General features: G+C 57.4%; 20 protein-coding genes. 9 read left to right on the top strand and 11 right to left on the bottom strand.

Features of this window, described 5'->3' with window-relative positions:
* Position 1 precedes the first annotated feature (1 nt).
* The 5 genes from xylB (at position 2) to M2118_RS02635 (ending at position 5,815) form a co-directional block, all read left to right on the top strand.
* Positions 2-1,414 (top strand): xylulokinase, encoded by a 1,413-nt coding sequence (gene xylB, locus M2118_RS02615; protein WP_280794417.1) that lies wholly within the window; start codon positions 2-4, stop codon positions 1,412-1,414.
* A 178-nt stretch (positions 1,415-1,592) separates the two neighbouring features.
* Positions 1,593-2,639 (top strand): sugar ABC transporter substrate-binding protein, encoded by a 1,047-nt coding sequence (locus M2118_RS02620; RefSeq protein WP_280794418.1) that lies wholly within the window; start codon positions 1,593-1,595, stop codon positions 2,637-2,639.
* A 135-nt stretch (positions 2,640-2,774) separates the two neighbouring features.
* Complete coding sequence (locus M2118_RS02625; protein ID WP_280794419.1) at positions 2,775-3,524, top strand: ATP-binding cassette domain-containing protein; 750 nt, start codon at positions 2,775-2,777, stop codon at positions 3,522-3,524.
* Positions 3,524-4,765: a sugar ABC transporter permease gene (locus M2118_RS02630; protein WP_280794420.1), complete on the top strand. Its 1,242-nt coding sequence runs from the start codon at positions 3,524-3,526 to the stop codon at positions 4,763-4,765. The genes M2118_RS02625 and M2118_RS02630 overlap by 1 nt, the downstream gene beginning before the upstream one ends.
* Positions 4,766-4,837: 72 nt before the next feature.
* Positions 4,838-5,815 carry an aldose epimerase family protein gene (locus M2118_RS02635; protein WP_280794421.1) on the top strand — a complete coding sequence of 326 codons (978 nt, stop codon included), beginning with the start codon at positions 4,838-4,840 and terminating at the stop codon, positions 5,813-5,815.
* Between the two features lie 6 nt (positions 5,816-5,821).
* Here M2118_RS02635 and M2118_RS02640 read toward each other — a convergent pair whose 3' ends face one another.
* Positions 5,822-7,093 (bottom strand): saccharopine dehydrogenase family protein, encoded by a 1,272-nt coding sequence (locus tag M2118_RS02640; RefSeq protein WP_280794422.1) that lies wholly within the window; start codon positions 7,091-7,093, stop codon positions 5,822-5,824.
* A gap of 106 nt (positions 7,094-7,199) precedes the next feature.
* Between M2118_RS02640 and M2118_RS02645 the strand changes: the two genes are divergently transcribed.
* Positions 7,200-8,450, top strand: coding sequence for an Nramp family divalent metal transporter (locus M2118_RS02645; protein ID WP_280794423.1), 1,251 nt, complete (start codon positions 7,200-7,202; stop codon positions 8,448-8,450).
* A 69-nt stretch (positions 8,451-8,519) separates the two neighbouring features.
* Here M2118_RS02645 and rplL read toward each other — a convergent pair whose 3' ends face one another.
* Both rplL and rplJ read right to left on the bottom strand, forming a co-directional pair.
* Positions 8,520-8,906: a 50S ribosomal protein L7/L12 gene (rplL, locus tag M2118_RS02650; protein ID WP_110234597.1), complete on the bottom strand. Its 387-nt coding sequence runs from the start codon at positions 8,904-8,906 to the stop codon at positions 8,520-8,522.
* Between the two features lie 47 nt (positions 8,907-8,953).
* Positions 8,954-9,469: a 50S ribosomal protein L10 gene (rplJ, locus tag M2118_RS02655; protein WP_110234598.1), complete on the bottom strand. Its 516-nt coding sequence runs from the start codon at positions 9,467-9,469 to the stop codon at positions 8,954-8,956.
* A gap of 357 nt (positions 9,470-9,826) precedes the next feature.
* Here rplJ and M2118_RS02660 point away from each other — a divergent pair, with 357 nt between their 5' ends.
* The gene (locus tag M2118_RS02660; RefSeq protein ID WP_280794424.1) at positions 9,827-10,843 is read left to right on the top strand and encodes a 1-phosphofructokinase family hexose kinase; all 1,017 of its coding nucleotides are present in this window, start codon (positions 9,827-9,829) and stop codon (positions 10,841-10,843) included.
* Between the two features lie 81 nt (positions 10,844-10,924).
* On the opposite strand, the gene M2118_RS02665 is transcribed toward M2118_RS02660, so the two are convergent.
* Both M2118_RS02665 and M2118_RS02670 read right to left on the bottom strand, forming a co-directional pair.
* Positions 10,925-12,400, bottom strand: a complete 1,476-nt coding sequence (locus tag M2118_RS02665) for a sensor histidine kinase (RefSeq protein ID WP_280794425.1) — start codon at positions 12,398-12,400, stop codon at positions 10,925-10,927.
* On the bottom strand, positions 12,400-13,140 hold the full coding sequence (locus M2118_RS02670) for a response regulator transcription factor (protein ID WP_280794426.1): 741 nt from the start codon (positions 13,138-13,140) through the stop codon (positions 12,400-12,402). The genes M2118_RS02665 and M2118_RS02670 overlap by 1 nt, the downstream gene beginning before the upstream one ends.
* Before the next feature lie 120 nt (positions 13,141-13,260).
* Here M2118_RS02670 and M2118_RS02675 point away from each other — a divergent pair, with 120 nt between their 5' ends.
* A complete protein-coding gene (locus tag M2118_RS02675; RefSeq protein ID WP_280794427.1) occupies positions 13,261-13,896 on the top strand; it encodes a YqaJ viral recombinase family protein in 636 nt (211 codons plus the stop codon).
* 9 nt (positions 13,897-13,905) lie between these two features.
* Positions 13,906-14,514, top strand: coding sequence for a GNAT family N-acetyltransferase (locus tag M2118_RS02680; protein ID WP_280794428.1), 609 nt, complete (start codon positions 13,906-13,908; stop codon positions 14,512-14,514).
* A 3-nt stretch (positions 14,515-14,517) separates the two neighbouring features.
* Here M2118_RS02680 and hisC read toward each other — a convergent pair whose 3' ends face one another.
* The 6 genes from hisC to M2118_RS02710 all read right to left on the bottom strand — a co-directional run bounded on the left by hisC (position 14,518) and on the right by M2118_RS02710 (position 21,744).
* Positions 14,518-15,585: a histidinol-phosphate transaminase gene (gene hisC, locus M2118_RS02685; protein ID WP_348519951.1), complete on the bottom strand. Its 1,068-nt coding sequence runs from the start codon at positions 15,583-15,585 to the stop codon at positions 14,518-14,520.
* Positions 15,586-15,668: 83 nt separating this feature from the next.
* Positions 15,669-16,868, bottom strand: a complete 1,200-nt coding sequence (gene ddaH, locus M2118_RS02690) for a dimethylargininase (RefSeq protein ID WP_280794429.1) — start codon at positions 16,866-16,868, stop codon at positions 15,669-15,671.
* 11 nt (positions 16,869-16,879) lie between these two features.
* Entirely contained in the window at positions 16,880-18,478 is a 1,599-nt protein-coding gene (gene purH / locus M2118_RS02695; protein ID WP_280794430.1) for a bifunctional phosphoribosylaminoimidazolecarboxamide formyltransferase/IMP cyclohydrolase, read from the bottom strand.
* On the bottom strand, positions 18,478-19,068 hold the full coding sequence (gene purN / locus M2118_RS02700; RefSeq protein ID WP_280794431.1) for a phosphoribosylglycinamide formyltransferase: 591 nt from the start codon (positions 19,066-19,068) through the stop codon (positions 18,478-18,480). The genes purH and purN overlap by 1 nt, the downstream gene beginning before the upstream one ends.
* 9 nt (positions 19,069-19,077) lie before the next feature.
* On the bottom strand, positions 19,078-20,352 hold the full coding sequence (locus M2118_RS02705; RefSeq protein ID WP_280794432.1) for a cell division protein PerM: 1,275 nt from the start codon (positions 20,350-20,352) through the stop codon (positions 19,078-19,080).
* Positions 20,353-20,361: 9 nt separating this feature from the next.
* Entirely contained in the window at positions 20,362-21,744 is a 1,383-nt protein-coding gene (locus M2118_RS02710) for a hypothetical protein (protein ID WP_280794433.1), read from the bottom strand.
* Positions 21,745-21,819 lie beyond the last annotated feature (75 nt).

Here is a 21,819-nt window from a genome sequence, read left to right on the forward strand (position 1 = left end):
CATGGCACTCGTAGCTGGAGTTGACTCGTCAACTCAAAGTTGCAAAGTAGTTATTAAAGATGCCGTCACGGGTGAACTGGTTCGCGAAGGGCGAGCCAGTCACCCCGACGGCACCGAGGTCAATCCTTCTCACTGGTGGACTGCGCTGGGTGAAGCACTGACCCAGGCAGGTGGACTCGACGACGTCGAGGCCATCTCTATCGGCGGACAACAGCACGGCATGGTTGTCCTCGATAACGATGGTCGCGTCATTCGTGACGCCCTGCTCTGGAATGACACCCGTAGTGCGGGAGATGCCACCGAGCTCATCGAGCACTTTGGTGCTGAGTATCTCTCCGACCTCACTGGCTCCGTTCCGGTTGCCTCCTTCACCTCGAGCAAACTTCTCTGGCTCAAAAACAATGAACCAGAGAACGCTGCCAAAGTTGCCGCGGTCGCTCTCCCCCATGACTGGCTGACCTGGCGCTTGGCTGGTTACGGTCCAGCCGGGGAAAGCGAAAAGGGTCCCGTTCTGGAAGCGCTGGCAACAGATCGCTCTGATGCCAGTGGCACAGGGTATTTCAACTCTGCAACCAATACCTATTGCGACGACATCTTGACCTATGCCTTAGGTCATGTTCCTGTTCTGCCACGCATCGTGCTTCCCGGAGAAGAAGTGGGTGTCACTCCCGCAGGAGTCAAGATCGGGTGCGGTGCTGGCGATAACGCTGCTGCTGCTTTTGGTCTGGGTGCGTCAGAAGGTGACGTTGTTGTTTCCCTGGGCACCAGCGGAACTGTGTTTGCTGTCTCCAGCTCGTCCACACATGACACCACCGGAATCATCGCTGGCTTTGCCAGTGCGTCCAACTCTTCTCTTCCACTGGTCTGCACTCTCAACGCTGCTCGGGTCATGGATTCCTTTGCCAAGCTCCTAGAGGTCAGTCACGATGAACTGGGCCAGCTTGCACTTCGTGCCGAGTCAGGTTCAGGCGGAGTTGTGCTTGTCCCCTACTTCGAGGGTGAGCGCACACCTAACCTTCCCGACGCAACAGCTGAGCTAGTTGGATTGACCTTGGCAAACAACACACGGGAGAACATCGCGCGTGCTGCTATCGAGGGAATGCTGTGCGGACTCAACGCAGGTCTCGATGCACTGGTAGATGCCGGTGTGGCATGCAAGCGAATCTTCTTTGTAGGCGGCGCAGCAGCAAATCCTGCCGTGCAATCTATTGCTGCCGAGATCTTTGGCGTTCCGATCGTGATTGCTGAACCGGGTGAATATGTTGCCAACGGTGCAGCACGTCAAGCGGCACAGCTTCTATTAGGACAGACCCCGTCGTGGGAAATTGCCACGATTGCCACTGTTTCTGCTCCTGCAGCCACGAAAGTGGTTGAGAATTACCGAAAAGCAGCACTTTTCGCCGCTTCTCGCTAAAGCTTCTATTTGGCGCCTAAAACAACAAATAGGCAACTTTCCTTTATTTGTTACCACTTTGTGACCAAATGGAGTTGTTACTTATTTGTTGGATACGGCAACATATAGGGACAGGGCTCACCGTCGAGCCCGACTCGGAGTTAATCCGAGAAACCAAGAGAAAATTGAAGGGAGAGAAATGAAGAAGTCTTCATTGATCTCAATCGCAGCTCTAGCAGCTGTGTCCGCACTTGCCCTCTCGGGTTGTGCTGGTGCATCTAACGATGCAGCTGCAAGCACCCGTGCTTGTGTAATCCTCCCCGACACCGAGTCTTCGCCTCGTTGGGAAGCTGGCGACAAGCCTGCTCTCGAAAAGGCACTGACCGACGCTGGTTACTCCGTTGACATCCAGAACGCTCAGGGTGACACCGCTAAGTACGCAACCATTGCTGACCAGATGCTCTCAAAGGGCTGTGGCGTAATGATCCTCACCGACCACCAGGGTGCTGCTATCCAGGTTGCCGAGAAGGCTAAGGCTGCTGGCGTTCCAGTTATCGCTTACGACCGTCCCGTTGCAGGAGCTGACTACTACGTCTCCTTCGACAACGAGGGTGTTGGCGCAATCGAGGGCGAGTGCATCGTTGATGGACTGACCGCTGCTGGCAAGGACCCCAAGACAGCATCTGTTGTTTACGTAGGTGGAGACCCCGCTGACGGTAACGCAAAGATGTTCTACGACGGTGCTGTATCCGTCATGTCGGCTGCTGGCATCAAGCCTGCTGCTGAGACTCCTGGTACCTGGGATGGCACCAAGGCTGGCACCGCATTCGAGCAGGCATACACCTCGCTCGGTGGTGCAGTTGACGCTGTTTGGGTAGCAAACGACACCAACGCTGCTGCAGTTATCACCATCCTTGACAAGAACGGCAAGACCGTTCCCGTTTCGGGTCAGGACGCATCTGTTGCTGGTCTTCAGAACGTTCTCCTCGGCAAGCAGACCTGCACGGTCTACAAGCCTTTCTCTGTAGAAGCTGCTGCTGCTTCGGACCTGGCTATCCAGATCCTCGGTGGCAAGGCTCCTTCTGTATCGAAGAAGCTCGCTGACGGAACTCCTTTCGTCGCAGTTACCCCCATCAAGGTCGGTCCTGAACAGGTCATCGACGTTGTTGCAGCTGGCGACGCATCTGCCAAGGACCTCTGCACCGCAGAGCTCGCTGAGGCATGTGCAAAGTACGGCGTAAAGTAACTAACCAATAGTTGAGACTTTGCGCCGGTCGTTCCGGCCGGCGCAAAGTCTCTCTTATTTCACCCCCCCCCAATTTTTTGTCATTGAATTGACAGCCCGGCACATAAGCCGGATGACACATCAAAGGAGATGGGCATGGATGTGCCACTGATCGAACTCTCTGGAGTTAAGAAAAGCTTCGGTCCCGTAGATGTCCTCAAAGGAATCGACTTCAAGGCTTACGCAGGCCAGGTCACCGCACTCGTCGGTGACAACGGTGCAGGTAAGTCAACGCTCATCAAGGGCCTCTCCGGAGTTCAGCCCTACGACGAGGGCGTAGTGAAGTTCGCAGGCGAAGAAGCTCACCTTCACTCCCCCCGCCACAGTGGCGCTTTGGGTATCGAAGTTGTGTACCAGGACCTCGCACTCTGCGACAACCTCGACATCGTCCAGAACATGTTCCTCGGCCGTGAAGAAGTAACCCAGGGAACCCTGGATGAAGGCTCCATGGAATTCCAGGCCACCAAGGCACTGCAGAGCCTCTCGGTACGTACCGTGAAGTCTGTTCGCCAGAAGGTCTCCTCCCTCTCCGGTGGTCAGCGTCAGACTGTTGCGATCGCACGTTCTGTTCTCCGTAACGCCAAGCTGGTCATCCTTGATGAGCCAACTGCTGCCCTCGGTGTTGCACAGACCGAGCAGGTATTGAACCTGGTTCGTCGTCTTGCTGACAACGGCATCGGTGTCATCATCATTAGCCACAACCTCGCTGACGTATTCCAGGTGTGCGACTCCATCAACGTCCTGTACCTAGGCCGCATGGTTGCATCGCTGAAGACCTCAGAGACAAACCAAGCCGACGTGGTGGGTTACATCACCGGCACCAAGACCATGGAAGGAGTGGCGTAATGGCAACACTTACTCCCACTGAAATTGGAAGTGGCCACGAAGGCAACATCCGTGACCAGATCACTGCGTATGGCCAGCGACTCAAGAACGGTGAAATGGGCGCACTGCCTGCTGTCATCGCTCTCCTCGCTTTGGTTGTGCTCTTTGCATCACTGAGCCCCTTCTTCCTCACCACCATGAACTTTGCCAACCTGTTCGTTCAGGCAGCACAGCTCACGGTTCTGGCTTCTGCTCTGGTCTTCGTTCTGCTCCTTGCAGAAATCGACCTTTCCGCTGGTGTCACCGCCGGTGTGGGTATGGCGCTGTTCGTTGTTCTCCATCAGATGATGGGCCTCAACTGGATCATCTCGATCATTGCGGCACTGGCACTGGGTTCTCTCGTTGGTTGGACCATCGGTATCTTCGTTGCGAAGATCGGTGTCCCTTCCTTCGTTGTGACACTGGGTCTGTTCCTCGGCTTCCAGGGCCTCATGCTCGTCATGCTTGGCGACGGTGGCCTCTTCCGCCTCGACGTTCCTGAGCTCAAGGCCATCATGAACTCCAACATGCCCGTCTGGGGCGGTTGGCTCATGCTTGCCATCATGGTTGTCGTTTCCCTCGGGCTCGGCTTCTATGACCGCGCACGTCGCAACAAGGCTGGCGTGGCAAACCGACCGGTCGCTCTGATGCTCTCCCGTGTGGCATTGATTGCCGTTCTGGGTGGAGTTGCTGTTGCCGCCATGAGCGTCAACCGCAGCGTTTCAGTAGTGCCCATCGATGGTGTACCGATCGTTATCCCCATCGTGATTGCGATTCTCTTCATCGGTACTTTCGTGCTCGACCGCACTACCTTCGGTCGTCACCTCTACGCCGTGGGTGGTAACCCTGAGGCTGCACGTCGTGCAGGTATCAAGGTCGCCAAGATTCGCATCACTGCGTTCATCATCTGTTCCACACTCGCTGTGGTATCGGGCATCCTCGCAGCTAGCCGTATCGGTGCTATCGAGTCGACCGCTGGTCGTTCGATCGTTCTCTCCGGTGTTGCTGCAGCCGTCGTGGGTGGCGTCAGCCTCTTCGGTGGTCGTGGTCGCTTGATCCACGCAGCTATCGGTGCTCTCGTAATTGCGATCATCGACAACGGTCTGGGCCTCATCGGCCTTCCTGCCGGTGTGAACTTCCTCGTTACCGGTGCAGTTCTGATTGCCGCCGCAACCATCGACGCTCTGTCGCGCAAGCGCTCAGGCGGCGGGGTTCGCGTCTAACCTTCCAGGTTATGAATGCCCCTGACACTGAAAATGTGTCGGGGGCATTCCTGATTAAGTGAGAATACGTTTATGAGTATCGAGCGCGAACTTTCAGGCTTCACCCGCCTGACCACGAGCACCGGCATCTCCATGGTGGTCTCCACCTTCGGTGCGCGTCTTGTGGAACTCTGGGTTCCTGATCGTAATGGTGTCCTGGGCAACGTCGTGGTTGGCTTGCCCACCCCCCAGCACTATGACGATCGTGCCAATCTCTATCTCGGCTGCACGGTGGGCCGGGTTGCCGGACGAATACCTGCAGCCCACTTCACTGGCGGTGGCCTGTCGTTCTCGCTGGAACCCAATGAAGGCCCCAACCAGCTCCACGGTGGTGGCACACGGAGCTTTGACCGGATTGAATGGGAACTGGTCACCTTTGAGTCCGACGACTCCGTCGTTGCAGAGTTCCACTACGTCAGCCCGGCAGGAGAAGAAGAGTATCCCGGTGAACTCACCGTGGTCTCTCGCTATGAACTCACTACGCAGGGCATTCTCACGTCAACGCTCACTGCAGAGACCACTTCTGCCTGCCCCGTAAACCTCACCACACATAGCTACTGGAATCTCTCAGGTGTGGCGGGCAGCACGATCCATGACCACAAGCTGGACGCTGACGTGGCCTGGCACGTGGAAACCGGAGAAGGCCAGCTCCCCACCGGAGAACTCACCCCCACACCCCACCAGCTTTCTTTAGCAGCCCCCGGCTGGGATGACACTTTCGTCCTAGAAGAAACTGATCACACCCTGACCCCCGCAGCAACGCTGTCGCACCCAGGCTCAGGCAGAATTCTCACGCTCTACACAACTGAGCCTGCGCTCCAGGTTTATACCGCCGGTTACCTCCCGCAGGAGGCATTGGATGACGTGCATGTGCTGACACCATTCGGTGGAGTCTGCTTAGAACCCCAGCGCATCAATGACAATGCACTTTTGCCTCATTTCCCCAGCATTGTGCTGCAGCCGAGTGACACATACTCACACGTGACTCAGCACGTGTTCTCAAGCATCTAGAAGCGTTTAGCGCTCTTCCAGGCCCCAGGCCTGTCCATAACCACCCTCGGCTTCTGGCTTAGCCATCAGCTCGAGGAAGGGCACAGCGTCAAAAGCTTCAGGTCCGAGAACACCAGCACCTGCCCAGGTTCCGTGAGCCATCAGTTCGAGAGCAATCACGGGATTGAGCGCGGTCTGCCAGACCACGCACTGGCTGTCGTATTCAGCCATCGTCCACTCGTTATCACTGACGTGGTAGAGGTAGACCTCACGAGGCTTGCCGTCCTTACCCAGACCCGTGACCCACACGCCTGCACAGGTCTTGCCCGTCATGCGGGGACCAATCGTGGCGGGGTCGGGCAGCGCAGCTGCCACCACGTCACGAGGAGCAACCATGGCAGGACCTTGTGCAGTGCGAACCTTGAGCGGTTCAATCGAGTCCAGACCCAACTGGTGCAGAGTCTTGAGAATGCCGATGAACTCATCGCCCAGGCCGTATTTGAACGTCACGCGCTTGGCATCGAGCCAGCGAGGCATCATGAGAACTTCTTCGTGCTCCACGTTCACACACTCAACAGGGCCAATCCCCTCGGGGAAGGTGAAGACTTCTGGCTCACTAAAGGGTGGGGTGGTGAACCACCCCTTGTCCTTCTCCCAGATCACGGGAGGGTTGAGGCATTCCTCAATCGTGGTCCAGATGCTGAACGAGGGAGCAAAGATCTCGTTGCCTTCGTCGTCCCGCACAACCAGGTTCGCACCGTCACGGGTGCCCAATTCATCGATGGAGCTAAACAGGTGGTCCTGCGCATAGCGGGCAAAGACGTTTGACATTCCTGGCTCCACACCAATACCGACCAAAGCTAGGCGGTTGGCCTTCTCCCAGTCTCCTGCGGCAGCGAACTGCTCGTCACCGAGCTTCACACCAGTTTCGGAATACGGATTGGTGGGGTGGGGCAAAGACAGGGTCATCGCCATGTCGAGATAGTCAGCATCAGCTGCGAGCGCGCCAGCAAAGATGGTCTGCACGAACTTGGGCTCCACCGCGTTCATCACGTGAGTGGCACCGTGGCGCTTTGCGACCTCAGTCACGCTCTCCGGCTTAGATGCATCGATCTGGTCAGCGATGAAGCGACCTTCGATGGCGGCAGCACCGTGCTTGGCCTTGAGCCATTCGATGGTGCGCTCGGCACGAGTGATGTCATAGTCCGTCACCACCATGAGTTCAAAGAAGGACCGACGTGCGGAAATCTTGGCAATGGCGTCTCCGACGCCACCAGCGCCAACAAGCAGAATTCTCATGCTTCTGAAGTTACTCCTGGAATAGGCAAATGTGTCTGAGTGTGTGCCGACAAGTAGTCTGGTGGGGAAGACGTAGCAGCGTCCATCCCAGCGAAATTGAGTAGCGATGACAACCCCTTCCCCTGTACCCTCGGCACAGCGTCGAGTGCGAGCACTGCGGGTTGTTCCTTTGCTAGGTCCTGCACTTGTGGCCGGTGTTGCTTATCTAGATCCCGGCAACGTGGCCAGCAATATGACCGCAGGTGCCCAGTTCGGCTATCTGCTGGTCTGGGTTGTAGTGGTGGGCAACCTGGTTGCCTGGTTGGTGCAATACCTCTCAGCAAAACTCGGTCTTGCTACCGGTAAATCCTTGACTCAGATTCTGGGTGAGCGGATTAAGAACAAATGGCTGCGTCGGGGTTTCTGGGTGCAGGCGGAGATTGTCGCCATGGCGACGGACCTCGCCGAGGTCGTCGGTGGCGCCATCGCCTTCAACTTGTTGTTTGGGTTCCCCCTCCTTGCCGGCGGCATGGTGATGGGTTTGCTCTCGTTGCTTCTGCTGTCCTTGCGTGATCGCTCAGGAGCAAAGGCATTTGAGCGCATCATCATTGCCCTGCTGTTGGTTATTGCGGTGGGCTTTGGCATGGGGCTTGTGGTGGCACCGCCAGACCCAGGATCTTTGCTCGGTGGTCTGATGCCTCGCTTTGATGGTGCCGCCTCCATCTTGTTGGCAGCCTCCATCTTGGGTGCCACGATCATGCCGCATGCCATTTATGCGCACTCTGCGCTGACTCGTGACCGCTTCGGCCTGGTCTTGGCTGGTGTTGAGCGCAGCAAGATCCTCAAGGCCACTCGGGTCGATGTCACCGTGGCTTTGATCATTGCTGGTGGCGTGAACCTGGCCATCTTGCTCACTGCTGCAGTGAGCTTGCAGGGCGTTCCCGGCACGGACACTCTCGAGGGTGTCTATGCAGCCCTGAGCGCCAACCTAGGCCCTGTTATTGCCGTGCTTTTCGCCGTGGGCCTGTTGGCCTCTGGTTTGGCCTCAACCTCTGTCGGCGCTTATGCCGGGGCGGAGATAATGAGTGGTCTGACCGATATTCAGATTCCACTGCTCTGGCGCCGTGTCATCACCCTGATCCCTGCCTTCATCATCTTGAGCATCGGTGCTGACCCCACCTGGGCATTGATCATTAGCCAGGTTGTGCTCTCCTTCGGCATCCCCTTTGCACTCATTCCTCTGGTGATCTTCACCCGAGACAAGTCCATCTTGGGTGTGGACACCAACACAGGATTGATTACTGCTCTGGCCGTGCTGGCATCCGTGTTCATCATTGGCTTGAACGCGGTGCTGCTCTGGATTACCTTCGCTGGCTAAGCGAAGAAGTTAAAGCGAAAGGGCGCCAACTCCGAAAAGTTGACGCCCTGAAGCGTGTAGTAGCTGAGACTACTTGAGGACGACGGTTGCGCCAGCCTCGGTAAGTGCAGCCTTTGCCTTCTCAGCAGCGTCCTTGTTGGCGCCTTCGAGAACGGTTGCAGGTGCTCCATCAACGAGTGCCTTAGCCTCACCCAGACCGAGGTTGGTGATGGTACGCACCTCCTTGATGACAGCAATCTTGTTTGCGCCAGCAGCCTCGAGAACGACGTCAAAAGAGTCCTTCTCTTCAGCAGCTTCAGCAGCTGCAGGTGCAGCGCCGCCAGCGGCAGCAACAGCTACGGGAGCTGCAGCGGTGACCTCGAAGGTCTCCTCGAATGCCTTAACGAACTCGCTGAGCTCGATGAGCGAGAGCTCCTTGAAAGCCTCGATGAGCTGCTCAGTTGAGAGCTTTGCCATGATTTTCTCCTTGTTGTTATTTCGTCTAAACCGGAACTAGTAAGTGACTAGTTGCCGGACTCTTGCTTTGCACGCAGTGCGTCGACTGTACGAACAGCCTTCGACAGAGGTGCGGTGAACAGGTATGCGGCACCGAAGAGAGAGGCCTTTGCAGCTCCGGCAAACTTTGCCAGGAGTACTTCGCGGGACTCGAGATCGGCGAGCTTTCCAACCTCAGCAGCGTCGAGAGGCTTACCGTCAAAGTAGCCGCCCTTCAAAATGAGCTGAGGGTTTGCCTTGGCAAAGGTACGCAGGGCCTTCGCAACAGCGACAGCGTCGCCGTGCACGAATGCGATAGCCGATGGGCCAGCAAGCTGGTCATCGAGACCGGTGATGCCAGCCTTAGCGGCGGCAATCTTGGTCAGCGTGTTCTTTACCACGGCGTAAGTCGCGTGCTCACTGATGGACTTGCGCAGCTCCTTGAGCTGAGCAACAGTGAGGCCGCGGTACTCGGTGAGCAGAACTGCATTCGAACCAGAGAAATTCTTCTCAAGTTCGGAGAGCATTGCTTCCTTGTTCGCCATGGCGCTCCTTGTGGTTTCTCACACCCCACTTGTGTGGAGTGATTAGCCTCGGGCCGCTAAAACTAAAAAAGCTCCAGCGCAGGGCTGGAGCGAAAGAAAACACGCGAACGTATTTTTCACTTACAGGTTCCTGCGCGGGTCTTCGTCGAAACGAAACTTCGATTGGATGCTTACTTTCGAGAGCATTCCAATAACCAGCGGTCTTTGGTTACCTTTAGGTTACGTGAGAGGCACCACCTCTGGCAAATCGGTAGACTAAAGACTTCCCTCCCCTGTTAGCGCTGATGCTCACATCGGATGCCAGTGAGACCGGCATCACAAAGTGAGTTTTGGCTTGTCACGAAGATTTGAGGCCTCGTGAACGCTGTAGTTACATTGACCCCCGCTCCCGTGCTGGACCGCACCTACCTTGCCGAGGATCTCACCGTCGGCAAAGTAAACCGTGCCTACGAAGTCCACGAATACATGAGCGGTAAGGGCCTGAACGTGGCCCGCACCTTGCACCTGTCCAAGCACCCCGTCTCGGCTGTGCTTCCCATTGGTATGCAGGACCAGTACCTTCTCTTCTCCACTCCGTTCCCCCAGATCTTGCGCATCATGCCCGTTCAGGGTCGTGTTCGCGTGAACACCACTGTGGTCGAGCGTGGCGGTCGCACCACCAACATCAACCAGCAGGCCATCCCCTTCACCACTGAAGACTGGCGCAATGTTGTCGAGACCACGCTCGAGCAGGTCTCCGACATGAACGCAGACTGGCTTGTTGTTTCCGGCATGCACCCCAAGATGATCGACACCGGTCTTCCAATTGACCTCAGCGAACTGTTCTCTCGTGCCCGCGACTTGGGTGCTCGTGTTGGTCTGGACACCTCTGGTCCAGAACTCAAGCACTGGGCTCGCAGCGGCGAGGTCAACTTGATCAAGCCCAACGCGGACGAACTGGCCTCACTCGTTGGCCACGAACTCAACACTCTCGGCGACGTTATCGAAGCAGGTCGTGAGCTCATCTCGACTGGTCTCGAGATCGCCCTGGTCAGCCTCGGCCCTGATGGCGCTATCGCCATCACCGCTGATGACGTTGTCTGGGCTTCTGCTGTTGCCCCTGAGGTCATCAACACCACCGGTGCCGGCGACGCATTCTTGGCAGGATTCCTCAGCCAGGTCGTCAGCCCTGAAGCATCTGCTGCAGGCCGCGAAGCTGGAACCCTTCCGGTGCTCAGCCCTGAAGCAGCGTTGACCACTGGTTGCTCCTGGGGTGCTCTGGCAGTATCCCTGCCCACCACCTTGATCAGCTCCTTCGGAGATGCACCCGAGGCACGTCTGCGTGAGGTTGACCCCGAGTATGCACTTCTCGAGAAGGCAACCGTTCGCTACTAAAGCGCACAGTCTTCTCAAGAAGCCTCAAAGCTCACAAGAAAAGCCCCGCATTGTGCGGGGCTTTTCTGTTGTGTGAGCTACTTAAGCTGACGGCAGGCTCACGGTGAACATGGTCTTGCCGGGTTCACTCGTGACGGTGACAGATCCGTGGTGGGCCTGAACAACAGCGTTGACAATGGCGAGCCCCAAACCGGTGCTTCCAGTGGCCCTGGTGCGCGAAGCATCTCCACGGGTGAAGCGTTCGAACAACTCCGGCATCTGCTCCTGCGGAATACCCGGACCGTTATCAATCACGCGCAAGAGCACGTTGTCGTCTTGCTTCTCCAGCACGACCTGAACCGTGGAGCCTGCGGGAGTGTGAACCCTGGCATTTGCCAACAAGTTCACCACAACCTGGTGCAGACGAGGCTGGTCACCAATTACTTCGAGAGGTTCCTCTGGCAATTCCATGTCCCAGGTGTGGTCAGGACCGGCCGCGTGAGCATCGCTCACCGCGTCCACAATAATGCGAGAAAGATCCACCGGCTTCTGCTGAAGCTCACGACCTTCATCCAGTCGTGCCAAAAGCAGCAGGTCTTCCACCAGTGCGGTCATGCGGGTGGCCTCTGACTCAATCCGGCTGAGTGAATGACGAACATCCTCAGGGAGTTCGGCACCACCGCGACGAGTGAGCTCGGCATAGCCACGGATAGAAGCCAATGGCGTGCGGAGCTCATGGCTGGCGTCCGCCACGAAGCGGCGCACCTTCTCCTCGCTGGCCTGACGGGCAGCGAAGGCACGAGAGATGTGGCCGAGCATGTGGTTGAAGGCAGAGCCTACGCGGCCAACCTCGGTGCGAGGGTCCGTGTCTTCTTCACTGACGCGTTCCGCCAGCTGAACATCACCCTTATCCAGGGGAAGCTCAGCAACGCGTGACGCAGAGTCAGCTACTCGGTCCAGCGGACGCAGCTCGTAACGAATCAGCAGACGACCGGCAATGATGACCGCTCCGACACCAAAGGCCGTCACGAACAAGATGATGGTGATCAAGCGAACGCTGGCCGCATTGACCTCGGTCATGGGCAACGCAATGACGAGTTTGGCGTTTTCAGTGGTGTTCACCGCAATAGCGCGGTAGTCCTGAGACCCCTTGACGTGAATAGTGCTGGGCTCACGACTGATCTCGACAGAAGTGAAGTTGGTGATGTCTCCGACATCCACCAAACGCACTTCACCTCGCTCGTTGAGGATTCCTGCCGTGGTGGAACCATCAGCAGCAATAACAGCAACCAAGGTTCCTGCAGCCTGTCCAGGAGCAAGGAGCGCGTTGTTGGGACGGTCATCGTGGTCGTTGTCACCATCGTTATGGCCAGGACGAACAGGGATGCCGTCGGTGACGGCTTCGGTGGTTCGAATCACGGCGCTGTTGAGCTGAGTATCCAACCGGTCAATCAAGAACGAGCGAAGCGACAGCACACTCACCACCCCGATCAGGGCGGCAGCCACGACCAGAAGCCCTGCCATGGTCACCGTGAGGCGACGACGCAGGGTCCAGGGAGCGCGGGAGACTTTCGACATTATTCAGCCGGCTTGATCATGTATCCCGCACCGCGCACGGTGTGCAGCATGGGAGCACCTTCGGCGTCTATCTTCTTGCGCAGGTAAGAAATGTAGATCTCGACAACGGAGCTCTTGCCACCGAAGTCGTAATCCCAGACGCGGTCCAGGATCTGACTCTTGCTCACCACGCGGCGAGGGTTACGCATGAGGTAACGCAGCAGTTCAAACTCGGTGGCGGTCAGTTCAATCAAGCGGCCAGCACGGCGCACTTCGTGGCTGTCTTCATCCAGTTCGAGGTCGCCCACAACCAGCACGGGGCTTTCATTGGCATCTGCTGTCAGGGTCGAGCGACGAATGAGGCCACGCAGACGTGCCACAACTTCTTCCAAGCTAAAGGGCTTGGTCACGTAGTCATCGCCACCGGCGGTGAGACCAGCAATGCGGTCATCAAGAGAGTCTTTTGCGGTGAGGAACAGCACGGGAACATCGTTGCCGTCAGCGCGCATGCGCTGCAGCACCTGCAGACCGTCGATGTCCGGAAGCATGATGTCGAGCACAACCGCATCGGGACGGAAATCACGCGCAGTGGCGATGGCGGATGAGCCATCGGCTGCGGTCTTGATTTCCCAGCCTTCATAACGCAGGGCCATTTGAAGCAGGTCAGTCAGCGAGGCTTCGTCGTCCACGACGAGCACGCGGATGGGCGAACCATCGGCACGGGTCAGGCGGACGGGAGCAGCGGCAGTTGTTTCGTTCACATGATGAGTATGTCGAAGTTTCCTATGAGAATCCTATGAACTGCCTAAGAAAGCTATGAGAGTGCCCGTCTGCGGCGAGCGCACTGGGCGTTGTCAGCAGGACAAGACAGAATAGAGCTCGTGAGTTCAGCAGCTAACGTGGCACAAATGCCCGAGACGAAGCCTCAGGCACAGCAACCCCACGTTGCCTATCTCACACGCATGGTCACCGATGGTTCTGATGAAGCTGCCTGGCTTCGTGCGCGCTCTCGTGGCATTACAGCTACAGACGTGGCCAAGCTCAACAGCGTGAACGCCATCCCCACGGCAGCGCTCGAAAAACTGCGTGGATCAAGCTTCACTGGCAATGTCTACACCGAGCACGGCAAGACCCGGGAACCGGTGATTGCCGCTTGGGTGAAAGAGAACTTCTCTATCGAGCCCAGCTCTGCGCTGTTCCACTCTGAAGCTGAGTCTCGCCACCTGGCCACGCCAGATGGCATTGGTGTTGTCGATGAGACACTCATCCTCGCTGAGATCAAGACCAGCCAGAAACCTTTCGAAGGGGTTCCTGCCGGATACCTGCGCCAGGTCTACTGGCAGCAGTACGTTCTTGGTGCTGAGCGCACCTTGTTTGTCTGGGAACAGCACGTGAACTTCGTCCCTGTATCTGATACTCCCAAGCACTTATGGATTGAGCGCGATGAACGCGCCATCCGCGACCTCGTCTTCTTGGCAAACGGACTCATTGGTGAGCTCCACCGCCTCACCAACTAAGGAACGAACATGGCTCTCCCCGAGATTCCCATTCTTGAAGGCGACTACGTTCGCTTAGAACCTCTCAGCCATGAACGTGCTGAAGAACTTTCTGCAGCCTGCGAAGACGGCAATGTCCACGAGCTCTGGTACACCGTGGTTCCCAACCGTGAGGGTATGAACGCGGAGATTGACCGCCGTCTGGGACTCTATGGTCAAGGCACCATGATGCCCTTCGCCACCATTGACGTGGCCACGAATAAAGCCATTGGTATGACCACCTTCATGAACATGAAGCTGGAGAACCTCAAGGTAGAGATTGGCTCCACCTGGATGGCCAGCAGCTCTCAAGGCACCGCGATCAACCCTGAAGCCAAGCTCCTCATGCTCAGCTACGCCTTCGATGTCTTGGGATGCAACGCAGTAGAGCTGCGCACCCACGAGAAGAACGAGCAATCCCGTGCAGCCATTGAGAAGCTCGGCGCAAAGCTCGACGGCATGCTTCGCAACGACATGGTGATGGCTAATGGCACTTTGCGGAACACAGCGGTCTACTCCATCACCAAGGATGAGTGGCCTGCAGTTCACGACGGTCTTGTTGCCCGCCTCGATGACCTCGAGCAGGCAGAAGAAGCCTAAGTGCTAGTTGCGGTTGTAAGAACTGAGCGCATCCACCAAAGCCTCATTGGCTTCGGGGGAACCGATCGAGATGCGGATACCGTTACCGGTGAAGGCGCGGCCAATAATGCCGCGGCTCATCAGGTGAGCCTGCAGGGCATCGGTTTCTTCCCCCGCAGCAAGCCAGACAAAGTTAGCCTGTGACGCAGGGGCATCCCAGTCTGTGGTTGCCAGATATGCCTCGAGCTTGTTGCGCTCTTCCAGCAAGACATCAATACGGGCCTGGAGTTCAGGCTCTGCAGCTAGAGAGGCAACACCGGCAGCCTGAGCGATGTCGGTCACGCCAAAGGGCAATGCGACTTTGGCGAGACCTTCCATGACCTCAGGCTTGGCCACGGTGTATCCCAGGCGCAGAGCAGCTAAACCGTAGGCCTTGGAGAAGGTGTGCAGCACAGCCACGTTGGGAAACTCACGGTAGAGCTCGAGGCCACGAGCTGCGTCCGGATCGTTCTGGAAGTGAACATACGCTTCGTCGATCACCACGAGAACATGGGCGGGAACCTGAGCCAAGAAGTCACGCAGCTCCTCATGCCCCACGGCTGTGCCGGTGGGGTTATTGGGTGTGCAAATGAAGATGACCTTGGTGGCAGGAGTTATGGCAGCCAGCATGGCAGGAAGATCATGACGGTGATCAGCAGTGAGCGGAACCTCCACTGGAGTCGCTTCAGCACCACGAACAAGGATGGGATACGCCTCAAAAGAACGCCAGGCATAAATGACTTCGTCGCCGTGACCGGCAAAAGCACGAATCAACTGGCCAGCAACCTCAACAGAACCAGTACCAAAAGCCAGTTCGGATTCTGAGACACCGAGGCGCTTGGCCAGAGCAGCGGTCAACTCAGGGGCAGCCATGTTGGGGTAGCGGTGCATGGTGGAGGCAGCATCGGTGATGGCTTGAATCACCGAAGGAAGTGGCGGGTAAGGGTTCTCGTTTGAGGAGAGCTTATAAACCGGACCATCCCAGCCATCCACGGTGGACTTCCCGGGCTTATAGGCCGGGATGCTCTCAATGTGGGCGGGCTGCTTAATCACCCTTCAACGATACCGGTGCAAGACCCAGCTATAAACAGAACAGGGACCCAGTTATCTGGGTCCCTGTTCAAATAATGCAGTCCTTAGCGCAGACGTACCGAGAGGCAGGTCACGCAACCTTCGAGCTTCTCGAATTCGGTGATGTCCACGGTGATGACGCGGTAACCAAGTTCACGGAACAGCTCTGCAGACTTAGGTGCTGATGCAGACATCAACACGGTGTCAGGAGCGAGCACCACAACAGCAGTGCCGTGTGCCTCGGGCACAGGCAGGAAGCGGTCGAAGACTGCTGGGTCATCCACCAGAGGTGGGTAACCAATAACGGTGCCATCTGGCAGTGCGGTCACCGCAGTCTTGAGGTGCAGTGCCTTGGTCACTGGAACAGCAACAACGGTGTAACCCTGCTTGGCAGCAATGGCACGCAGCTGGCGAATACCTTCACCGTTGGTGCGACCACCACGGCCAACATAAACGGTCTTGCCCACCTTGAGCACGTCACCACCATCGAGAGCACCGGGGCTCACGATGCGGTCGCACTCAACACCGAGGTCGCGCAACGTCGCCTCGGTAGCTTCGATTTCAGGCTTGCGGCTGTCAGCGCCAGGGTTGGAGATGACGGCAAGCTTGCCCAGCATGACAACGGTGTCTTCAATGAAGACGCTGTCTGCGAGGTCATCACGGGGTTCAACTTCAACGGTCATCCAGCCCGCAGCGTTGAGTGCAGCAACGTAGCCATCCCATTGCTTGTCAGCGAGTTCGAGGTCAACCTTCTTGCGCTTGATGTGGGTCACGAGGCCGTCAGCAAGAGTAGATGCAGGTGCGCGCACGAGTGCAACCTTGGTGGGAGCGGTGTTCGCGCCGCGAGCCACCACCCAGTTCCACACAGTAGTTCCCGCGGTCACAGTTGACACGGTTCCAGCAACAACGAAGATGAGGTTCACACCAAGCAGTGATGCAAAGACACCAGCAATGACGTCAGCTGTGAGTCCAGCTCCCTGCGAAGCAGCCTGAATGAACATGTTCACGATCGTGGCAATGACCGAGGAAACCAGGCCAACTACCCAGGCGTAGCGGCGCTTAGCAACGAAGCCAAACGCGCCCTTGAGAAAGACCAAGACGAAGAAGATGACGGTCGCACCGGTGAAGAACGAACCCGCCTGCCACAAAATGGCTTCTTCGAAGTTGTTGCCGATGAAGAAGGCAAGTTCGGTGACAGTCTGCGTGATCACTGCTGCGGTAAGTGCAGCAAGAGCAGCAGCGATAAGACGACGTGGTGTGAACATTTATTTATCCTTTAGTGGAAGAAGTGGCGTTCGCCGGTGAAATACATGGTGACTCCAGCCTTCTGAGCCGCTGCGATGACTTCTTCATCACGCACTGACCCACCGGGCTGAACAACTGCTTTGATTCCTGCAGTGAGGAGAACTTCGAGACCGTCTGCGAAGGGGAAGAACGCATCGGAGGCAGCAACGGAGCCCGCAGCACGGTCTCCTGCACGGTTGACGGCCAGGTGACAGGAATCAACACGGTTGACCTGTCCCATGCCCACACCCACAGAAGCACCGTTGTGAGCCAGGAGGATGGCGTTGGACTTCACCGAACGGCAGGCCTTCCACGCGAACTCGAGATCAACAAGTGTCTCTTCGTCTGCGGCTTCGCCGGAGACGAGCTGCCATTCGCTGATGAGTGCTCCTACGCGGGAACCACTATCGAAGAGGTCGGCATCTTGAACCAGGAAGCCGCCTGAGATCTGGCGGATTTCCTGAGGCTCACGGCCGAAGTCCTCGGGCAGTTGGAGCAGACGCAGGTTCTTCTTGGTCTTGAGAAGAGTCAATGCATCGGGCTCGAAGCCAGGAGCAACGAGAACCTCAGTGAAGACTTCGCTGACCTGCTCCGCCATCTTGAGCGTGACGGGACGGTTAGCCGCAATCACGCCACCGAAGGCAGAAACTGGGTCGCATTCGTGTGCCAGGCGGTGAGCAGAGGCGATCTGGTCTACGGCCTTGTCGCGGCCCACTGCAATACCGCAGGGGTTGGCGTGCTTGATAATCGCCACGGCAGGGTTGATGAAGTCATAGGCAGCACGGACGGCAGCATCGGCATCAACGAAGTTGTTGTAAGACATTTCCTTGCCGCCCAAGAGTGTGGACTGGGCAATGCCGTGGCCACCCTGCTCCAAATACAGCGCAGCTTCCTGGTGTGAGTTCTCGCCGTATCGCAAGATAGATCCGCGCTGTGCAGAAACCGCATAGGTGTCAGGGAACTTCTCGTCACGAACAAACCAGGCAGACACTGCTGCGTCATACGCAGCAGTGTGAGCGAAAGCTTCAGCAGCGAGTGAGCGGCGCTGATCTAGAGTGGTGCCGCCCTTGGCTACAGCTTCCATGATCTCGCCATAGCGGGCTGGAGAAACGACAATGGCCACGTTGGGGTGGTTCTTAGCTGACGCACGAACCATGGCAGGACCGCCGATGTCGATCTGCTCGATGACATCTGCATCAGCAGCGCCCGAAGCAACGGTCTCGCGGAAGGGGTAGAGGTTGACCACGACGAGGTCAAAGGCCTTGATACCGAGCTCGTCGAGTTGGTCGGCGTGAGCCTGAAGGCGAAGGTCAGCCAAGATACCTGCGTGCACCGAGGGGTGCAGGGTCTTCACACGGCCATCGAGAGATTCGGGGAAGCCGGTGACTTCACTGACATCCTTAACCGCGTGACCTGCGTCACGGATGGTCTGCGCAGTGGAACCAGTGGACACCAGCTCAACACCGGCAGCACTGAGGGCGCTAGCCAGCTCAAGCAGTCCGGTCTTGTCGCTGACCGAGATCAGGGCGCGACGAACAGGGACCACGTCGCGGTGGTTGTAAAGGCTGGGGTCGTGTGAGGGGCCGCTCATCAGCGTGCTAACTCCTGAAGGTTGACGTGGGCGTGGGCGATATTGCGAACTGTGTGAACAATGAGTTCACGCTCGACAATCTTGATGCGCTCGTGCAGAGAAGATTCGGTGTCATCAGCATTGATGGACACTTCCACTTGCTCAATCACGGGGCCAGTGTCGACGCCCTCGTCGACAATGTGAACCGTTGCACCAGTAACCGTGGCTCCGTCTGCCAAGGCGTCACGCACCGCGTGAGCGCCGGGGTAGAGAGGCAACAATGCGGGGTGCATGTTGATGAGGTTGGGCGAGAACGCGGCAACCACGTTGGCAGGAAGAATGCGCATGAATCCAGCACACACCACCAGGTCAGGTGAGTAGTCAGCGATCTCACCAATGAGGGCTTCGCCCCAGCTGACACGGTTCGCGTAGTCAGCAGGTGAGACCACGAAGGTGGGAACACCGAACTCGCGAGCGTGAGCCAAACCAGAAGCCTGGTTATCAGCACCGACAGCCACGATCTGTGCAGGGAACGAGTCGTCGTTCGTGGCCTCTAACAAGGCACGAAGATTAGAGCCCGATCCAGAGATCAGGACGACGAGTTTCAGCACCCCTCAAGCCTACCGGCTAGAACTGGGGCTGTTTTCGGGAGTTTTGGCCTGTGTGGGTGCAGAAGAACGCCCGGAGGAACGCGATCCGGCATACATCCCCAGCGAAGCAGCAATGAGGAACTCCACCGCAGCGACTCCACCGGTGCGCAGCGCATTCGGTCCTACGTCAACAAGGCGGCCAGGGCCGGCGGCTCCACCGCTTGCCCAGGCCATGAAACCAATGAGTGCTCCGCCAACAAGTGCAATGCCCAGAACAGTGAAGAGAAGCCAGCGGAAGGAGACATCAGAACCGAGTGAGCGAACTAAGCCGGGGCGAATAAAGAACGCAGCAATAAAGCCAGCAGCGACAGGAACCAAGATGCCCAGGAAGCCAAAGGCCAGGTCAGCGGTCGGCATTGCGCCCAAGATGGGCAGTGCAGGAAGCAATCCCACGTCTGTGCCCACAGGAGAGATGGAAGAACCTGTGCCAATGGCAAAGCCCGTGCCCACAAACCATGACGCCACCCACATGACGAAGTTCGGCATGAACATCAGCTGCGCTGCAGTAAGGATGAGGCTTCCCCCACCACCACCTTGCAGGCCTTCATAGAGGCCCAGGATGGTGGAGAAGTTCGCAATGACTAGAACTGAGAGCACCACGGCAGAAATACCCACCACCATCGCGGCAGCGGCCAGGCCGCCGCGAAGCGATGATGCCAGGACAGCACGAACCTGAGTGGGCAAACCGAAGGCCCACGCGGTGACTTTCTGTTGGACACGTTCGGCGCGGCCACCGGAGTGACCGATTTCCCCACGAGCACCAATCAACAGCCCCACGCCAAAGATGGCAGTGGGGAACGACAGTGCCATCCACACCGTGGGCATGGCATTGGCGTTGATAGAAGAAAGTGCAATGAGCACCGTCAATCCACCGAAGGTGCTGATTGCAGCAACAGGGCCAATAAAGCGAGCGCCAGACTCCAGCGATTTCCGGCCCAAGCGAACACCCAACAGGATGGTCAGCAGGGAGAAGAACAGCGGAGCAATAGAAATAAGGAAGGGCTTCTCAGCACCAGGCAGGGCAACGTTAGCTGCCAGCACAGGGTCCAAGGTGACGGTCAGGTCAACACCGTGACCCACTAACCAAATGTCTGCTGCGGCGCGATAGAACACGTCCCAGCCCACACCAGAATCCAGTTGCACGGCCCACATCAAGCTGAGCGGAACCAGGGTAATACCCAAGCCAATACCCACTGCCAGGAGAGACTCCAGGGCAGCAAGCAGTGCAATGAGGGTGCGGTTCACCCCTTGATGCTATGACTTTTTGGTGGCTGGCTTCTTCGCGACAGGCTTAGTTGAGCCAGTTGCGCTCTTCTTGGCCACAGGCTTCTTAGCTACTGCCTTTTTCACAGGAGCCTTCTGGGCTGCTGTTGCCTTGGCCGCTGGCGCAGCAGCGGCAGGAGCCGCAGCTGGCTTGGCAGCCACCTTCACAACTGGGCGCTGAAGAACTTCATACGCGAACAAGAGAACAAGACCTGCAATGGTCCAGCCAAAGACATCCCCAGCAGTCAAAGGGACAATGGCACTGAGGATCAGTGCAATGCCACCAATGATGACTACGCGGGCAACTACGCGGTACTGGTGCATGACCACACTTGAACCAGCGAAGACCTTGTCTCCAGGGTCCACGCTCTTGCGCAGGGCAACAATCTGCTTGTTGGAGAAACCACGGAACTTCTCCGCGCTTTCACTGAGACCAAATGCCCAGCCGGCAACGATGGCCACGACGGAGGCCACAGCCAACGCAATAACCACATTGAGGACGAAGGCGACGAGAGCGTCATAAACAGCGCCCACGATGGGTGAGTAGTTCGGATCAATGACGGTGGTGGCCACGATGCGACCGGTGGTGAAAGCGAAGGCGAGCAGAGCCATCACAGCCAGCATGACGCTACCGGTGGCAGCAAGTGCACGGGGGCGACGACGAGCGGCAGCAATGCCCACCACGAAGAGGGCTGCAACTACCCAGGGCAGCCAGGTTCCGACTCCCACGCCGACCTGGTAGATCACGCGAGCTGCAGCAAGCTCAGGAACCTTGCCCAGAGTGATGTCGGTGTTGACCTCAGGGATTGCGGAGGCGAAGCCCACGCCCTGGCTGATCAGTTCCTTCTTGATCTCCACGATGATGGGCTTCAGGGGAAGGGTCAGGGTTCCATCGTTGGCCAGCTTGATTACAGAGTCAGGGTTTCCGGAGAGCAGGGCAACAGTCTGTTCCTGGGTCAGGGTGAGGGTCTTGTCCCAGGCCTGAGCGAAGGCATCAGACTTAACCACGTCGCTGACGAGGGTCTGAACCATGGACTCAATACCGCTTGCGGCGGGAGCAGCAAGAAGGCCAAGGGCCTTCTTGGCAGCGTCAGGAAGGTCGAGGGCATTGCCCAAGCCTTCAAAGAGCGAGGAGGTGACTTCCTTGATGTCGACCTGCTTCTCAATGATGCCGGTGACCTCGGTGATGATGGTCTCCTGCACAGCAGGGTTCTTGGCCAGTGGGGACAGCGTGGCAACAAAGCGCTGCGTGTTGGTGACTTCACTAGTTGCCCAGTGCGTAATGATCGCAGCGGGTGTGAGAGAAACGGCAAGAATCAACGCAATCGCGGACAACCATGAGCGGCCAGCGCTCTTCTTCACAGCAGTAGACATGTTTGTTTTCAATCCCCAGAGGTTAGACAGTTCTCCTAGTCTGCCAGCTCGACCATGATTTTGGACCAGATGTGG

The sequence above is a fragment of the Aurantimicrobium minutum genome (assembly GCF_029892845.1).
Lineage (GTDB): Bacteria > Actinomycetota > Actinomycetes > Actinomycetales > Microbacteriaceae > Aurantimicrobium > Aurantimicrobium minutum_B.

Bases quoted from the DNA above. Each gene is read 5' to 3' on its own strand.
- xylB (WP_280794417.1), top strand. From the start codon at position 2: ATGGCACTCGTAGCTGGAGTTGACTCGTCAACTCAAAGTTGCAAAGTA.
- M2118_RS02620 (WP_280794418.1), top strand. From the start codon at position 1,593: ATGAAGAAGTCTTCATTGATCTCAATCGCAGCTCTAGCAGCTGTGTCC.
- M2118_RS02625 (WP_280794419.1), top strand. From the start codon at position 2,775: ATGGATGTGCCACTGATCGAACTCTCTGGAGTTAAGAAAAGCTTCGGT.
- M2118_RS02630 (WP_280794420.1), top strand. From the start codon at position 3,524: ATGGCAACACTTACTCCCACTGAAATTGGAAGTGGCCACGAAGGCAAC.
- M2118_RS02635 (WP_280794421.1), top strand. From the start codon at position 4,838: ATGAGTATCGAGCGCGAACTTTCAGGCTTCACCCGCCTGACCACGAGC.
- M2118_RS02640 (WP_280794422.1), bottom strand. From the start codon at position 7,093: ATGAGAATTCTGCTTGTTGGCGCTGGTGGCGTCGGAGACGCCATTGCC.
- M2118_RS02645 (WP_280794423.1), top strand. From the start codon at position 7,200: ATGACAACCCCTTCCCCTGTACCCTCGGCACAGCGTCGAGTGCGAGCA.
- rplL (WP_110234597.1), bottom strand. From the start codon at position 8,906: ATGGCAAAGCTCTCAACTGAGCAGCTCATCGAGGCTTTCAAGGAGCTC.
- rplJ (WP_110234598.1), bottom strand. From the start codon at position 9,469: ATGGCGAACAAGGAAGCAATGCTCTCCGAACTTGAGAAGAATTTCTCT.
- M2118_RS02665 (WP_280794425.1), bottom strand. From the start codon at position 12,400: ATGTCGAAAGTCTCCCGCGCTCCCTGGACCCTGCGTCGTCGCCTCACG.
- M2118_RS02680 (WP_280794428.1), top strand. From the start codon at position 13,906: ATGGCTCTCCCCGAGATTCCCATTCTTGAAGGCGACTACGTTCGCTTA.
- ddaH (WP_280794429.1), bottom strand. From the start codon at position 16,868: ATGTTCACACCACGTCGTCTTATCGCTGCTGCTCTTGCTGCACTTACC.
- purH (WP_280794430.1), bottom strand. From the start codon at position 18,478: ATGAGCGGCCCCTCACACGACCCCAGCCTTTACAACCACCGCGACGTG.
- M2118_RS02710 (WP_280794433.1), bottom strand. From the start codon at position 21,744: ATGTCTACTGCTGTGAAGAAGAGCGCTGGCCGCTCATGGTTGTCCGCG.